A 15,324-nucleotide genomic window follows, 5' to 3' on the forward strand; every position below is an offset into this window, starting at 1 on the left:
CCGACAACGTTCCCCTAAGCAGGCACTGTCGTGCGCCTGCGTCCACGCGTGGCAAATAGCTACCAGGCTGCCACCATGGACAATAAGGCCAAGGACCTCAAACGATTTCTATGCACAACATCCTGCTGATTTTTCCTAAGGACTGTTGCGCTTCATGTCGCACGGCTGACACTTTCTCCTAAAGCCCCCAGTGCTTCAACGCCCACAACACCCCCATGCCCACAACCAGCGTCAGCATCGTGCTGCGTGTGCGCCAGGCTACCAACGCAGCCAGGACCGCCGCGGGTATCTGCGGGTTCGTCCAGTCGAACCCGGCATGCCGGTCAGGGAAGACCACGGCCGGCAACACCAGCGCAGCCAGTACACTGGCCGGCACATAGGCCAATGCGCGGCGAAACAGAGGCGGGATGCGCAACACCGTGTGCAGTTCGATGAACGACAGCCGGATGGCGAAGGTGCCCAGGCCAATCAGCACGAAGGTTATCCACTGGGTCGTTTCGCTCATGATGCTTTCTGCTCTGTATGGGCTTCAGGTACGGCGTGTTGTTTTTGCCGACTCTCGATGGCCAGCCCGGCGATGATTCCGCCGACGGCACCGGTCAGCAGGCCAAGGTTGTAGGGCAGGTCAACGGCCAGCACCGCAAGCACGCCACCGGTCAGCGCGGCGCCGAGCATGGCGGTATTGCGAATGCCGGGTATCAGCAAGGCCAGAAAAGACAACGGTATGGCAAAACCCAGTGACCAGTCTTCCGGAATGCCTGCGCCCAGGTACATGCCCGCCAGTACCGAGAGGTTCCAGCCGAACCACATGGTGATCGCCGTGCCGGCGTAATAGGGGTAGGCATGCTGGCCTAGTCCGCCTGTGCCCATTTTCAGTGTGCACAGGGCGAAGGACTGATCCGACAGCATGAACGCCATTGGCCATTTGTGACGGCGCGGGAGGTGGCCCAGGTGTGGGGCCAGGCTGGCGCTGTACATCAGAAAACGCAGGTTGATCACCAGTGCGGTGACCACCATCGTCACTGGCAGGGCGGCGTTTTGCATCAATTGCATCACCACCATTTGCGCAGAGCCGGAGTAGAACAGCAAGGTCATGCCAATGGCGTCGGCGGGTGACAGGCCCATGCCGATTGCCGTAACCCCAGTGATCAGGCCAAAAGGCACAATGCCGGAGGTCAACGGCAGAACGCTTTGTGCGCCCTGCTTGAATGCTTGGGTCGCGCTTGGGGACTGCATGGGAGTTCCTTGAAGCTGTTCGGAGGGTGCATGGACACCCTCACGTTAATGCGCCTGACAGTTGGCCACAACGTCAGATTTCTGAAATAGTAGGCCTAAAAAATATAGGCCTCATACCGTGTATCTCGACAGCCCCACCCGGCACTCGCTCCAGCTCAATGCCTTGCGTGCCTTCGAGGCGTCTGCGCGCCTGGGCGGTTTCGCGCGTGCCGCCCTCGAACTCAAGGTCACCCCAGGGGCCATCGCCGCCTTGGTCAAGACGCTGGAAAACGAATACGGCGCTGCGTTGTTCGAGCGCCATGCCAAGGGCGTACGCCTGACGCCCCTGGGTGAGAGCGTGAAAAGCCAGTTCACCGAGGCGTTCGATGCAGTGGAAGCTGCCGCGCGCACGTTACGGCGGCTGGCTGCGCCGCAGCGTGTTCACATTGTAACGTCGCCGGCCCTGGCGCAGTTGTGGATAGGGCCCCGCCTGCCGGAACTGACCCGCCTGCTGGCGCCCATCGAGATTTCGGTTACGGCGGTGGATGAGCCGCCCAACCTCAAACGCAGCCCATTCGACCTGTGCCTGTTCTACACCGAAAAACCCGAACGCTGGCAGCGCAGGATCGCCACGGAAGAAGTGTTGCCCGTATGCGTACCCGCCTTGGCAGAGAGCATCATCACCCCTGCGGACCTTGCCAATGCCCGTTGCATTGCTGACGTAGGCTGGAATGACTGGGCGGTGTGGGCCGGCGCAGCCATGCCGGGGCACAATTTCGTGGCCCGTGGGCCGGGTTTTTCCCTGTACTCGATTGCATTGCAGCAGGCGTTGCTGGCTGCCGGTGTGCTGATCGGGCGCAGAAGCCTGGTGCAACGCTATCTGGACAGCGGCGAACTGGTGGCGCCCATCGACTGCGCGGTGCCTTTGGGCATGACCATTGCCGCGTGGCGATTACCGGGTGCCAAGGGCAACCAGGTGGTGGCTGCGGTGGAGGAGGCGCTGCTGCAGTTGGCTTGAGCCTTGGCGCTGCCTGTCGGGTGGCGCCCCCGACAGGCCTCGTCGCCAATCCTCACACGTGGCTTATCGCGTCTTCATTGCCATCTGATGTGCCGTCTGCCTGGGAGAGCTGTTCTTGTGCTTTCTCCTGGACCTGGTTCTCGATCTCCTCTTGCAAGCGCTGAGCGATCAACTCGCCGACCTTGGCCTTCACCTCTGGCGGCAGGGCTTCGTACTGCGCTTCGGTCAGGCCAATTTCGCTGAGCAGTTTTTCCTTGATCATCTCGCCGTGCGATTTGGACATCAGCTCCTGAAACGCTTGCCGGGCAGTGCTGGTGGTCAGTTGCTCCGTGCTGTCCTGCCCGGTTACGCCAGAGCCAAGGTTTTGCAGCATCACCTTGAGTTTGGCGAAAGCCTCCTCCCGGGCATCCTCAGCGTTCTGCTGCGCCGTGTTGCCTTGGTTTTGCTGCTGGGCTGTCTTGCTGGCGGTGGTGATTGCCGTACGGAAATCCGTAGCCTGCGCCACAGCCTGTTCATCGTTGGTGCGCTGTGGTTGATGGAGCGTGGGCTGCCAGCTGACGCCGTTGTGGGCGATTATCATGTTTCCTCCTTGGAAATCGTGTTGGTAGGCGTTAAGCGCAAAAGCCATGCCAGCGCTATGCCGGCTGGAAATTGGGCGTTGGAGCTATTCCGGTTGCACGCTGGCGGGCATATGCTTGCCCGTCACAGGCATGATTTTGCCGCGTGCGGCAATAACCACCATTGTCGGCAGCCCCTTGACCGGAGCGCAGTTGCTGGGCATCAGGGAGAGCGTCCATGAATCAGGAAACCAGGCCGGCCCCCGCTGGCTTCAGTGAACAGCAGTTGCACACATTGTTCGAGTTGATCAGCGATGGCATCTGGGACTGGAATGCCAACACCGGCTACGTCTATCGCAACCCGGGCTGGTACGCGATGCTCGGCTACGCCAGCCACTCCATGGCCAACTCGGTACTGACCTGGGAAAGCGTGATTCACCCGGAAGACTACCCACGGGTAATGGCGCATTTCGAGGCGTACATCAGTCAGCGCAACGAGCGCTACCTCATCGAATACCGCTGCCGTTGCCACGATGGCAGCTACCTGTGGATCGAAGACAGCGGCTACATCATCGACCGTAACGAAGACGGTTCGGTGGCGCGCATGCTCGGTGCGCACCGCAACATCGACGCCGGCAAACGCCTGGTGGCGCAGCTGGAGCAGAAGAACCAGTCGCTGGAAGGGCAAGTGGCCGAGCGCACCCGTGAGTTGTCCCGGGTGAACCAGCAGTTGCAGCGGCAACTGGACGAGAACCGTGAGTTGGCCGAGCGCGATGCGTTAACCCGCATTGCCAACCGCTATCGGTTGGAAAAGGCCTTGCAGCTGGAGTGCGAGCGGGCTCAGCGTTTCCGCCAGCCGTTGTCGCTGATCGCCATGGACCTGGATGATTTCAAACCGATCAACGACCGCTACGGGCATGCCCGGGGCGATGCAGCGCTGGTGCGGATGGTCGACAGCCTGCGGACCTGCCTGCGCGAACTGGACCTGTTGGCGCGCTGGGGCGGGGACGAGTTCGTTATCGTAATGCCGCAGAGCACGCTGGGCGAGGCGCTGGATGTCGCCGGGCGCTTGCGCCAGGTGATGGCGCAACTGGAGCCGGTGGGCGAATGCCGACTGACCATGAGTTATGGCGTGGTGCAGTGGCAGGAAGGGGAGGACCAGCATGCACTGCTGGCACGGGCTGACAAGGCGCTGTACCGGGCCAAGGGGGCTGGCAAGAACGCCATTGCAGAGTAACCGGTGCTGGCCGCATGAATGAAAAAAGACCCGCAGCGCCTCTCGGCGCGGCGGGCCAAATCGGCCTCGGCCGCTTCAGTGTCAGATATGCAGGGCGTGGCCCAGGGCACGCAGTGCCGCTTCCTGTACCGCTTCACCCAGGGTCGGGTGGGCATGGATGGTACCGGCCACATCCTCCAGGCAGGCACCCATCTCCAGCGACTGGGCAAACGCCGTGGACAGCTCGGAAACCGCCACGCCAACCGCTTGCCAGCCCAGGATCAGGTGGTTGTCACGCCGCGCGACCACGCGCACGAAACCGCTTTTCGACTCCAGGCTCATGGCCCGCCCGTTGGCGGCGAACGGGAACTGCGCGACGATGCAGTCCAGGCCTTGCTGACTGGCCTGTTCCGGCGTCTTGCCGACCACGACCACTTCCGGGTCGGTGAAGCACACGGCGGCTATCGCAGCGGGTTCGAAGCGGCGTGCTTTGCCGGCGATGATCTCGGCCACCATCTCGCCCTGGGCCATGGCCCGGTGCGCCAGCATCGGTTCGCCGGCCACGTCGCCGATGGCCCAGACGTTGTGCATGCTGGTCTGGCAGCGCTCGTCGATGGCAATGGCGGCACCATTCATCTTCAGGTCCAGGCATTCCAGGTTGAAGCCCTTGGTGCGTGGGCGGCGGCCCACGGCTACCAGCACCTGGTCGGCTTCCAGGCGCAGTTGTCCGCCCTTGCCATCGTTGGCCAGCAGGCAGCCATTTTCGTAACCTTCGACGCTGTGGCCAAGGTGCAGGGCGATACCCAGCTTTTTCAGCGACTCGGCCACCGGGGCGGTCAGTTCGCTGTCGTAAGTCGGCAGGATGCGCTCGCGCGCTTCCACCACGCTGACCTGCGCGCCGAGCTTGCGGTAGGCGATGCCCAGCTCCAGGCCGATGTAGCCACCGCCCACCACCACCAGGTGTTGCGGCAGGGCTTTCGGTGCCAGGGCCTCGGTTGAGGAAATCACCGGCCCACCCAAGGGCAGCATCGGCAGTTCGACACTGCTGGAGCCCGTGGCCAGCAACAGGTGCTCGCACTGGATGCGCTGGCCATCCACCTCGACCTGCTTGCCATCAAGCACCTTGGCCCAGCCGTGCACCACCTTCACCCCGTGCTTTTTCAGCAGGCCGGCGACACCGGTGGTGAGGCGGTCGACGATGCCGTCTTTCCAGGCCACGCTCTGGCCGATGTCCAGGCGTGGCGAAGCCACGCTGATGCCCAGCGGCGAGGGTTCGGTAAAGCGCGAGGCCTGGTGGAACTGCTCGGCCACATGGATCAGCGCCTTGGACGGAATGCAGCCGATGTTCAGGCAGGTACCGCCCAGCGCCTGGCCTTCCACCAGCACGGTAGGGATGCCCAGTTGCCCAGCGCGGATGGCCGCCACATAGCCGCCAGGGCCGCCGCCGATGATCAACAGGGTTGTCTGGATAGTCTGTTGCATGCTCACTCCACGAACAGGCAGGCGGGTTGTTCGAGCAGGCCACGCACGGCCTGGATGAACAGGGCGGCGTCCATGCCATCGACCACGCGGTGGTCGAACGAGCTGGACAGGTTCATCATCTTGCGCACGACGATCTGGCCGTCGATCACCACGGGCCGCTCAACCATGCGGTTGACACCGACGATTGCCACTTCCGGGGTGTTGACCACCGGCGTGCTGACGATGCCGCCCAGGGCGCCGAGGCTGGTCAGGGTAATGGTCGAACCGGACAGCTCTTCGCGGCTGGCCTTGTTGTTGCGCGCAGCGTTGGCCAGGCGTGAAATCTCACCGGCATTGGCCCACAGGCTGCCCGCTTCGGCGTGGCGCAGCACAGGTACCATCAGGCCGTTGTCACCTTGTGTGGCGATGCCCACATGCACCGCGCCATGGCGGGTGATGATCTGCGCTTCGTCATCGTAGGTGGCGTTGATCTGCGGGAAGTCACGCAGCGCCACGACCAGGGCGCGCACCAGGAACGGCAGCAGTGTCAGCTTGCCGCGGCTGTCGCCATGCTTGCTGTTGAGCTGCTGGCGCAGGGCTTCCAGGGCGGTGACGTCGATTTCTTCCACATAGCTGAAGTGCGCGACCCGGCGCTTGGCGTCCTGCATGCGCTGGGCGATCTTGCGGCGCAGGCCGATCACCGGCACCTGCTCGCTGTCGGTGCGCCTGGCATAGCCATTGGGGGTTTGCCCGGCAGCGCTTTGCGGTTTGCTCATGAACGCGTCGAGGTCTTCGTGCAGGATGCGCCCGGCCGGGCCGCTGCCGTGTACATAACGCAATTCGATGCCGGCATCGAGGGCACGTTTGCGCACCGCCGGCGAGGCCAGCGGCTTGTCGCCCGGCTGGCGCGGCACGATGGGCGCTGCCTCGTGGCTGGCTGACGCCTGGTACGCCGCCGGTTTAACGTCTTTCTGTGGTTCAGGTTTAGCGGCTACCGGTGCCGCAGGCACTTCGGCCGGCTTGGCTTGCGGCACATCCACATGGTTGCCGCTGCCTTCCACTTCGATGCGGATCAGCTCACTGCCGACCGCCATCACTTCACCTGGCTGGCCACCTAAGGCCAGCACCTTGCCGCTGACCGGCGACGGGATTTCCACGGTGGCCTTGTCGGTCATGACGTCGGCTACTACCTGGTCCTCGGCGATGATGTCGCCCACCTTGACGAACCATTCCACCAACTCGACCTGCGCGATGCCTTCGCCAATGTCCGGCATCTTGATGACGTGCGTGCCCATTCAGACCTCCATGACCTTTTTCAATGCCGCACCTACCCGCGAAGGCCCTGGGAAGTAAGCCCATTCCTGCGCGTGAGGGTAGGGGGTGTCCCAACCGGTGACGCGCTCGATCGGCGCCTCCAGGTGGTGGAAGCAGTGCTCCTGCACCAGCGACACCAGTTCTGCGCCAAAGCCACAGGTACGGGTGGCCTCGTGTACTACCACGCAACGGCCGGTCTTTTTTACCGACTCGACGATGGTGTCCAGGTCTAGCGGCCACAGGCTGCGCAGGTCGATCACTTCGGCATCCACGCCACTTTCTTCGGCGGCCACCTGGGCCACGTACACGGTGGTGCCATAGGTGAGCACGGTCACGTCATTGCCGGGGCGGGTGATGGCGGCCTTGTCCAGTGGCACGGTGTAGTAGCCATCGGGCACGGCGCTGTGCGGGTGTTTCGACCACGGCGTAACCGGGCGGTCATGGTGGCCGTCGAACGGGCCGTTGTACAGGCGCTTGGGCTCCAGGAAGATCACCGGGTCGTCGCATTCGATCGAGGCAATCAGCAGGCCTTTGGCGTCGTACGGGTTAGATGGCATCACGGTGCGCAGGCCGCACACCTGAGTGAACATCGCTTCCGGGCTCTGGCTGTGGGTCTGGCCGCCATAGATACCGCCACCGCAGGGCATGCGCAGGGTCAGCGGGGCGATGAACTCGCCGGCCGAACGGTAGCGCAGGCGGGCCATTTCAGAAACGATCTGGTCGGAGGCCGGGTAGAAGTAGTCAGCGAACTGGATTTCCACCACCGGGCGCAGGCCGTAGGCACCCATGCCCACGGCGGTGCCGACGATCCCGCTTTCAGAGATGGGCGCGTCGAACACGCGGGACTTGCCGTACTTGGTCTGCAGGCCTTCGGTGCAGCGGAACACGCCGCCGAAGTAGCCGACGTCCTGGCCGTACACCACCACATTGTCGTCGCGCTCAAGCATGACATCCATGGCCGAGCGCAGGGCCTGGATCATGGTCATGGTAGTGGTGGCCATGGCGGTTTCCGGGTTGATGCTGTTGTTGTGGTCGTTCATCTCAAACCCCCAGTTCCTGGCGTTGGCGGCGCAGGTGGTCGGGCATCTCCTTGTACACGTCCTCGAACATCGAGGCGGCGCTCGGGATGTGACCGTTGGCCAGGGTGCCGTACTGCTCGGCTTCTTTTTGCGCAGCAATCACGGCCGCTTCGAACTCGGCCGTGGTGGCCTGGTGTTCTTCTTCGGACCAGTGGCCGATCTTGATCAGGTGCTGCTTCAGGCGGGCGATCGGGTCACCCAGCGGGAAGTGGCTCCAGTCATCGGCAGGGCGGTACTTGGACGGGTCGTCCGAGGTCGAGTGCGGGCCGGCACGGTAGGTGACCCACTCGATCAGGCTCGGGCCCAAACCACGGCGGGCACGTTCGGCAGCCCAGCGCGAAGCGGCGTAAACGGCGACGAAGTCGTTGCCGTCCACCCGCAGCGAAGCGATGCCGCAGCCCACGCCACGGCCGGCGAAGGTGGTCGACTCGCCACCGGCGATGGCCTGGAAGGTTGAGATGGCCCACTGGTTGTTGACCACGTTGAGGATCACGGGGGCGCGGTAAACGTGGGCAAAGGTGAGGGCGGTGTGGAAGTCTGACTCGGCCGTGGCGCCGTCACCGATCCAGGCCGAGGCAATCTTGGTATCGCCCTTGATGGCCGAGGCCATGGCCCAGCCGACGGCCTGCACGAACTGGGTCGCCAGGTTGCCGCTGATGGTGAAGAAGCCAGCCTCGCGCACCGAGTACATGATCGGCAGCTGGCGGCCCTTGAGGGGGTCGCGTTCGTTGGACAGCAACTGGCAGATCATCTCCACCAGCGACACGTCGCGGGCCATCAGGATGCTTTGCTGACGGTAGGTGGGGAAGCACATGTCGGTGCGGTTAAGCGCCAGCGCCTGGCCGCTGCCGATGGCTTCTTCGCCCAGGCTCTGCATGTAGAAGGACATCTTCTTCTGGCGCTGGGCAACCACCATGCGGCTGTCGAAAATCCGCGTCTTGAGCATGGCGCGCATGCCTTGGCGCAGGATCTGTGGGTCGATGTCTTCGGCCCACGGGCCTTGGGCGTCGCCTTGCTCGTCGAGCACGCGGACCAGGCTGTAGGACAGGTCGGCGGTGTCGGCAGCGTCGACATCGATAGGGGGTTTACGGGCTTGACCTGCATCGTTCAGGCGCAGGTAGGAAAAATCGGTCTGGCAGCCTGGCCGGCCGGTGGGCTCGGGCACATGCAAACGCAGGGGGGCGTACTCGTTCATGCTTTTTACGCTCGCTCGGGTATTTGTTTTTGTGAGCTCTGAAGCGGCCGCCGCTGAGTACCGGCTTGTGACTGGTAAGTCAGCGTCCCCTACATCTTAGTGGTCCGGCAGGAGAATTTTTCTCTCAAGTTGATTGCCTTTGCCGAGCGGGGCAGATAAACATTCCGCATAAACACAAAAAACCGGTGATTTTGTCTCATGCGCAAACTCGATCGTACCGATATCGGCATTCTCAACAGCCTGCAGGAAAACGCCCGCATCACCAACGCCGAGCTGGCACGCTCGGTCAACCTGTCGCCCACGCCCTGTTTCAACCGGGTGCGGGCCATGGAAGAGCTGGGGGTGATCCGCCAGCAGGTGACCTTGTTGTCGCCCGAGGCGTTGGGGCTGGATGTGAATGTGTTCATCCATGTCAGCCTGGAAAAGCAGGTAGAGCAGTCGCTGCACCGCTTCGAGGAAGAAATTGCCGAACGGCCCGAGGTGATGGAGTGCTACCTGATGACGGGCGACCCGGATTACCTGTTGCGGGTACTGCTGCCGAGTATTCAGGCGCTGGAGCGGTTTCTCGATTACCTCACGCGGTTGCCGGGGGTGGCGAATATACGCTCGAGTTTTGCCTTGAAGCAGGTGCGGTACAAAACCGCTTTGCCCCTGCCGGCCAATGGCATGACCTTGCGGGAGTAGTGGCCAGCACAGGTGTTAAAGAGGGTGCTTGATATTTTAAACACCCCCAGCCTATGTTGTTGTCAGCGCACAACAACAAGGACAAGCGTCATGAGCACCGCTCAGCTTCAGGGCATCGATGAAATCGAATGCGTCACCCCCGACCTCAACGGCGTGCCGCGCGGCAAGGTGATGACCGCCGAGGGCTTCCTCGAAGGCCGCCGTCTGCAGATGGCACGCGGGGTGTTGCTGCAATGCATCATGGGCGGTTACCCGCCGGCGAAGTTCTATGGCAGCGACGACGGCGACCTGGCACTGGTCGCCGAACCCAGCCAGGTCCATCGCCTGCCCTGGAGCAACGACGGCCGCGCCCTGGCCATTTGCGACGCCAATGAACTGGATGGTCGTCCCTCGGCACTGTCCACCCGTGGCCAGCTCAAGGCCGTGATCGCCCGCTATGCGGCGCTGGGCCTGGCCCCAGTGGTGGCGACCGAGCTCGAATTCTTTGTCTTTGCCCCCAACAGCGACCCGCAGCAACCGTTCCAGCCCCCCGTAGGCATCGATGGCCGCCGTGAGCTTGGCCACTCGGCGTTCAGTATCAGTTCCAACAACGGCCTGCGCCCGTTCTTCAAGGAGGTGTACCGGTGCATGGCCGCGCTCGGCCTGCCGCGCGACACCTTCATGCATGAAATGGGTGTCAGCCAGTTCGAGATCAACCTGCTGCACGGCGACCCGCTGCTGCTGGCCGACCAGACCTTCCTGTTCAAACACCTGCTCAAGGAAGTGGCACTCAAGCACGGGCTGACCGTGGTGTGCATGGCCAAACCGCTGGCGCGCACGCCTGGCAGTTCCATGCATATTCACCAGAGCCTGGTCGATACCGGCAGCGGGCGTAACGTGTTCAGCGATGAGCAGGGCCAGCCTACCGAAACCTTCCACCATTTCATTGGCGGCCTGCAGGCATGCATGGCCGACTTCACTGCGCTGTTTGCGCCCAACGTCAACTCGTACCAGCGGCTGTGCCACCCCTATGCTTCGCCGAACAACGCCTGCTGGTCCGAGGACAATCGTGCAGCAGGCCTGCGCATCCCGGCCAGTGCACCGGTAGCGCGGCGGGTGGAAAACCGCTTGCCCGGCGCCGACGCCAACCCCTACCTGGCCATCGCCGCCTCCCTGGCCGCGGGGTTGCATGGCATCGAGCAGCGCCTGCAACCTTCGCCGGCGATTCAGGGCGAGTTCGAAGTGCCGGAGCACTTGAGCTTGCCATGCACCCTCCATGCGGCGCTGGAGCGTCTCAAGCGCAGCGCGCTGGCGCGGGAACTGTTCGGCGGTGAGTTCATCGAAGGCTACATCGCCAGCAAGACCCTGGAGCTGACCGATTTCTTCGACGAAATCACCCCGTGGGAGCGCCGGGTGCTGGCGGCACAGGCCTGATCGCGACACGACCTGCACCGGACACGCCCCGGCTGCACCATTTTGCAGTCGGGGGCCTGCACTGACCGGCGTTTGCCCTTATGCTGCTAGCACCTACCGCCACCTGACCAGGGAGCATTGCGGGACGTATGCGAAATGTATGGAAGCCGTTTCAGTCGTTGTATTTCGCCGCGCTGATGATGTTGATCGGCTCGGGCCTGCTCAGTACCTACCTGGCGTTGCGCCTGGCGGCCGACCACGTCGACAGCCTGTGGGTGGGCGCGTTGATGGCGGCCAACTATTTTGGCCTGGCGGTGGGCGGCAAGGTCGGCCACCGGCTGATCGGCCGGGTAGGGCACATTCGCGCCTATGCCACCTGCGCCGGCATCGTCGGTGCGGCAGTGCTTGGCCATGGCCTGACCAGCTGGCTGCCGGCCTGGGTCGGGCTGCGCATGATCGTGGGCCTGGGCATGATGTGCCAATACATGGTCATCGAGAGCTGGCTCAACGAGCAGGCTGACGTGAAGCACCGTGGCGCGGTGTTCAGCGGCTACATGATCGCATCGTACCTGGGGCTGGTGCTTGGCCAGCTGATCCTGGTGGTGCACCCCGCGCTTGGCCCGGAGCTGCTGATGCTGGTGGCGATGTGCTTTGCCTTGTGCCTGGTGCCGGTGGCGATGACCCGGCGCATTCACCCGGCGCCCTTGCGCCCGGCGCCGATGGAGCCGAAGTTCTTCATCAAGCGTGTGCCGCAATCGCTCAGTACGGTATTGGGCTCGGGATTGATCGTCGGCTCGTTCTACGGCCTGGCGCCCTTGTATGCCTCCAGCCAAGGGATGACCACCGAGCAGGTCGGTCTGTTCATGGGTAGCTGTATTTTCGCTGGCCTTTTGGTGCAGTGGCCACTGGGCTGGTTGTCTGACCGTTACGACCGGGCGGTGCTGATTCGCAGCGTGGCAATAGGCCTGGCGTTGGCCGCTGCGCCCTTGGCGATACTGCCCAGTGTGCCGCTGGAGTTGCTGTTCGGTATCGGCTTTTTGATTTCGTTGCTGCAGTTCTGCCTGTACCCGCTGGCGGTGGCGTTTTCCAACGACCACGTGGAAAGCGAGCGGCGGGTGTCGCTGACCGCCATGCTGCTGGTGACCTACGGTGTGGGTGCGTGCATCGGGCCACTGGCGGCGGGCGTGCTGATGAAGGTGCTGGGCGCACAGATGCTGTATGCGTTCTTTGTGTTCTTCGCCCTGGTGCTGGTGTGGCGCATTCGGCCGAAAGCGGTTACCGGGCTGCACCAGGTTCAGGATGCGCCGCTGGGCCACGTGGCGATGCCGGCGGCCGGTTCGCCGTTGTCGGCAGCGCTGGACCCACGGGTGGATGAGCAGACCGTACAGGACATGATGCAGGCGCCGGTAGCGGCTGAAGATACCGAGGATGAAGAGAAGGGGGCTGAGCCACAGGCCGCTGAACCGCAGGAGGCCAGCAAGTCGGTGTAAGCCAGTACCGGCCTCTTCGCGGGGCAGGAAGAGCACAAATGAAAACGCCACCTCAGCAGGTGGCGTTTTTGCTTAACAGCTAGCCGACGATCAGTAGTCGTCCTTGTCGAACCGCCGCGCCTCACGCTGCAGCTGGTACACAAAGCTCTCGATCTTGCGCTGTGCCTGCCCGCTCAGGTTATGGAAGCGTACGCCGGCAAAGGTGGTGTTGATGCGCTCTTCATAGTGCAGGTGGCGCAGTTCGACCATGGTGTCCACCAGGCCCAGCGGGTTGCCCGCCTTGAAACGCTCGTACACCTGGCCCAGTTGCAGGCGGTCTTCGACATTGCCTTCAAAGCGCAGTTTGCAGCCGGTAGCCGAGATATCCAGCAGTTTGCCGCGCAGGGCGCCGTTGCCCTTCAGGTGGGCGCCGTCGAGGATGATATCGACCAGCTGCGACAACTTCAGCGCGGCGCGGAAGGCATTGCGGCGCTGGTGGTAGGTCATCTCTTCTGGCATGGGGCCGCTGTAGCAGCGGTGGCCGTCGACTTCGGTAATCTTCAGCGCGTGGTTGCATTCCCAGGCGATGCGCACGCCATCGTGGAAACCTTCGATGCGGAAGTGCTCGCCGTTCTCGATGAACTTCTCACCATCGCGGGGGATCATTTCGTCCAGGGCCAGGGTGTTGCTTTCACGGTCCACGTGCACCACATAGCTCTGAAAGCGCTGGCTACGGTCGTGGAAGGTGATGATGAGGGGGTCGTGGCTTTCCTGCAGCTGCCGCAAGTTGGCCGCAATCTCCAAAGGGGTGCTCAGCACCTTTGGCGGTTGCGGGGCATCGGATTCATTGAACACGGCTTATCGTTCTCCAGGCAAAAGCGACACACGCAAGTAACGGCATTTTGCCAGTATGTTCCGTGCCTTGATAGAAAAATCACACTTGGCTGAGGGCCCGTGGCTTGGCCAGCGGCGAGGTGCTGCCGCGGCTGTCGTACAGCGACGGCGAATCGCCGCCCATGAGGATCCGGATCTGGTTGCTGGTGACGTGTTGCTGCACCTGGATGATCCGGCCATTGGTCTCGTTAAGCTGTTGGCAGGCTTGCATCAACTGGCTGATCACGTCGAGTTGTTGCAGGATCAACTCACCGTTGGGCGATTGTGCCGCCACCGCCTCCACACCGGCGCGGTCTGCGCTCAGGCCAAGGCTGGTAAGCAGGTTGTTGCGCCGCAGGCCTTGCTGCTCGAGCAACACGATCAATGACTGCTTGCGGGCCAGAATATTTTCCAGCGGGGCCATATCGCGGCCATGCAGGGCTACAGACTCCTTTTGCAGGAGGTCGAGCAGTTCCTGCATCGGGGCAATGTCGTCTTCGATCAGTTGCAGCAAGGTGATGTCGTGCATGGCTAACTCTTGGCTTTTCTAGCGTCCGTGAAGTCAGCGCGCCGTACGGTCAGCGCTGGGCTTCGAAATCGAGCAGTTTGCTGGCGACCCGGCCAGCATCGACCTGGTAGCTGCCGTCGGCGATCGCCTGTTTCAACTGGGCCACGCGGGCGCTGTTGACCACGGGCTCGTCGCGCAGCTTGTCGCTGATCTTCTGCAACTGCTGGGCCTCTTGGCTGAGGTGCACCGCTTCTCCGCTGGCGCTGGTGGCGCTGGCCGCTTCCTGGCTGGCTGCCGGCTTTTCGGCGCTGCCCGACGCGGAGTTGCCGCGCACACCGCCCGTGACGGACGGCGAGTTATTCAAACGACTGAAGTCGATGACCATGATCAGAAACCTCTGGGTATTTGGACGCTTGCCTTGTTTTCGGCCAACCCGATAGAAACTTTAGGCACAAATGCATCGCCGCCTGTCGGCAGGCTCGCGTAACCCGTTTTCTGACACAGTTTAGGAAATGCGGTTCCTCACCGCCAGCGCAATCGGGCGGCTGGCTTACATACTGACCTCGACCTGGCCGGGGCCGGTCACTCTGGCCTTGACCACCCGCTTGGAATTGAGGTTGCGTACCCGGATCTGCTCGCTCAGGCCGCCCTTGCTCAGGGCCTCGCCCGGCATGCGCACGCTCAGGCTGCCGCTGCGGGCAATGATCACCACCTGGTCACCCTTGCGGACCACTTCGGCCTGTTCCAGGTGTTGTGGGGTGAGCACCTGGTCGATCACCGTGGGGCGCAGCATCTTCATGCCCACTGCCTGGTCCAGTTCAGTCAGAAAGCCCTGGCCAAGGGTGCCGACATCGCGCTCGCGCAGGGCCACGTCGCCTTCGCCAACCGTGTTGTCGCGCTTGAGCGGGCGGGTTACCACCACCACGTCGCGGAACAGCCGTACGGTAGCCGGCACAAACACTGTCCACGGGGCTGCGCTGTCGCAGCGAACCCGCACCGTCACCCGTCCCAGTGGCTGCGCGGGGCTTTCCAGCGAGGCGTCCAGTGGCTGGCTGCACAGCGGCATGCGCAGGCGCGGGTCCAGCGGGTTGACCTGGATTTCGTAACGGCCTGCGGTCTGGGTGGTGGCCAGGTAATCTTCTACGGTGAATTCAAGAAACCCTTGGGTGACACCGATAAGTTGTTCAGGCAAGGTGAACGCGTCCGCTAACGTACGAACGCCGGGCGCCAGCAGGCACAGCGTGGCCAGCAAGCCGGTCAGCAGGCGCGTCAATCGTCGGAAAAATGTCGTTTTCGTGTGCATGACGCTCAAAAAAGCAAAGCCCGTGCCGACTCGCTAGCTG

16 protein-coding genes are annotated in these 15,324 nt (G+C 63.0%); 5 read left to right on the forward strand and 11 right to left on the reverse strand.

The genetic code is table 11. The features are described from left to right. Nucleotides 1-178: 178 nt before the first annotated feature. Both D8767_RS08995 and D8767_RS09000 read right to left on the reverse strand, forming a co-directional pair. A complete protein-coding gene (locus D8767_RS08995) occupies nucleotides 179-505 on the reverse strand; it encodes an AzlD domain-containing protein (RefSeq protein WP_016711836.1) in 327 nt (108 codons plus the stop codon). After that, nucleotides 502-1,236, reverse strand: coding sequence for an AzlC family ABC transporter permease (locus D8767_RS09000; RefSeq protein ID WP_016711835.1), 735 nt, complete (start codon nucleotides 1,234-1,236; stop codon nucleotides 502-504). Before D8767_RS09000 ends, D8767_RS08995 begins: the two co-directional genes overlap by 4 nt. A gap of 118 nt (nucleotides 1,237-1,354) precedes the next feature. Between D8767_RS09000 and D8767_RS09005 the strand changes: the two genes are divergently transcribed. Then, nucleotides 1,355-2,233: a LysR family transcriptional regulator gene (locus D8767_RS09005; RefSeq protein ID WP_016711834.1), complete on the forward strand. Its 879-nt coding sequence runs from the start codon at nucleotides 1,355-1,357 to the stop codon at nucleotides 2,231-2,233. A gap of 52 nt (nucleotides 2,234-2,285) precedes the next feature. Here the strand turns inward: D8767_RS09005 and D8767_RS09010 are convergent, their stop codons facing one another. Continuing rightward, nucleotides 2,286-2,813, reverse strand: a complete 528-nt coding sequence (locus D8767_RS09010; protein WP_016711833.1) for a hypothetical protein — start codon at nucleotides 2,811-2,813, stop codon at nucleotides 2,286-2,288. Nucleotides 2,814-3,028: 215 nt separating this feature from the next. Here D8767_RS09010 and D8767_RS09015 point away from each other — a divergent pair, with 215 nt between their 5' ends. Further along, a complete protein-coding gene (locus D8767_RS09015) occupies nucleotides 3,029-4,027 on the forward strand; it encodes a sensor domain-containing diguanylate cyclase (RefSeq protein WP_016711831.1) in 999 nt (332 codons plus the stop codon). Between the two features lie 81 nt (nucleotides 4,028-4,108). Here the strand turns inward: D8767_RS09015 and lpdA are convergent, their stop codons facing one another. Genes lpdA through D8767_RS09035 form a run of 4 tightly spaced genes read right to left on the reverse strand, consistent with a single transcriptional unit; the run spans nucleotide 4,109 to nucleotide 9,055 of the window. Further along, nucleotides 4,109-5,488: a dihydrolipoyl dehydrogenase gene (gene lpdA / locus D8767_RS09020; RefSeq protein WP_016711830.1), complete on the reverse strand. Its 1,380-nt coding sequence runs from the start codon at nucleotides 5,486-5,488 to the stop codon at nucleotides 4,109-4,111. A 2-nt stretch (nucleotides 5,489-5,490) separates the two neighbouring features. Beyond that, entirely contained in the window at nucleotides 5,491-6,762 is a 1,272-nt protein-coding gene (locus D8767_RS09025) for a dihydrolipoamide acetyltransferase family protein (protein WP_016711829.1), read from the reverse strand. Further along, complete coding sequence (locus D8767_RS09030) at nucleotides 6,763-7,821, reverse strand: alpha-ketoacid dehydrogenase subunit beta (RefSeq protein WP_012273542.1); 1,059 nt, start codon at nucleotides 7,819-7,821, stop codon at nucleotides 6,763-6,765. Nucleotide 7,822: 1 nt separating this feature from the next. Then, complete coding sequence (locus D8767_RS09035) at nucleotides 7,823-9,055, reverse strand: 3-methyl-2-oxobutanoate dehydrogenase (2-methylpropanoyl-transferring) subunit alpha (RefSeq protein ID WP_016711828.1); 1,233 nt, start codon at nucleotides 9,053-9,055, stop codon at nucleotides 7,823-7,825. Between the two features lie 198 nt (nucleotides 9,056-9,253). Here D8767_RS09035 and bkdR point away from each other — a divergent pair, with 198 nt between their 5' ends. The 3 genes from bkdR to D8767_RS09050 all read left to right on the forward strand — a co-directional run bounded on the left by bkdR (nucleotide 9,254) and on the right by D8767_RS09050 (nucleotide 12,621). Then, complete coding sequence (gene bkdR / locus D8767_RS09040; RefSeq protein WP_012273540.1) at nucleotides 9,254-9,739, forward strand: Bkd operon transcriptional regulator BkdR; 486 nt, start codon at nucleotides 9,254-9,256, stop codon at nucleotides 9,737-9,739. Nucleotides 9,740-9,910: 171 nt separating this feature from the next. Continuing rightward, the gene (locus D8767_RS09045) at nucleotides 9,911-11,152 is read left to right on the forward strand and encodes a glutamine synthetase family protein (protein WP_161775525.1); all 1,242 of its coding nucleotides are present in this window, start codon (nucleotides 9,911-9,913) and stop codon (nucleotides 11,150-11,152) included. 128 nt (nucleotides 11,153-11,280) lie between these two features. Then, nucleotides 11,281-12,621 carry an MFS transporter gene (locus D8767_RS09050; RefSeq protein ID WP_016711826.1) on the forward strand — a complete coding sequence of 447 codons (1,341 nt, stop codon included), beginning with the start codon at nucleotides 11,281-11,283 and terminating at the stop codon, nucleotides 12,619-12,621. A gap of 90 nt (nucleotides 12,622-12,711) precedes the next feature. Here the strand turns inward: D8767_RS09050 and D8767_RS09055 are convergent, their stop codons facing one another. From D8767_RS09055 to flgA, 4 genes are all read right to left on the reverse strand, one after another. Then, nucleotides 12,712-13,455 (reverse strand): flagellar brake protein, encoded by a 744-nt coding sequence (locus D8767_RS09055; RefSeq protein WP_016711825.1) that lies wholly within the window; start codon nucleotides 13,453-13,455, stop codon nucleotides 12,712-12,714. Nucleotides 13,456-13,534: 79 nt separating this feature from the next. Further along, the gene (locus D8767_RS09060; protein ID WP_016711824.1) at nucleotides 13,535-14,002 is read right to left on the reverse strand and encodes a flagella synthesis protein FlgN; all 468 of its coding nucleotides are present in this window, start codon (nucleotides 14,000-14,002) and stop codon (nucleotides 13,535-13,537) included. Nucleotides 14,003-14,051: 49 nt separating this feature from the next. Beyond that, a complete protein-coding gene (gene flgM / locus D8767_RS09065; RefSeq protein ID WP_016711823.1) occupies nucleotides 14,052-14,366 on the reverse strand; it encodes a flagellar biosynthesis anti-sigma factor FlgM in 315 nt (104 codons plus the stop codon). Nucleotides 14,367-14,531: 165 nt separating this feature from the next. Beyond that, nucleotides 14,532-15,284 (reverse strand): flagellar basal body P-ring formation chaperone FlgA, encoded by a 753-nt coding sequence (gene flgA / locus D8767_RS09070; RefSeq protein WP_016711822.1) that lies wholly within the window; start codon nucleotides 15,282-15,284, stop codon nucleotides 14,532-14,534. Nucleotides 15,285-15,324: the final 40 nt, after the last annotated feature.

This window comes from Pseudomonas sp. LTGT-11-2Z (assembly GCF_003691445.1).
Classification (GTDB): domain Bacteria; phylum Pseudomonadota; class Gammaproteobacteria; order Pseudomonadales; family Pseudomonadaceae; genus Aquipseudomonas; species Aquipseudomonas monteilii.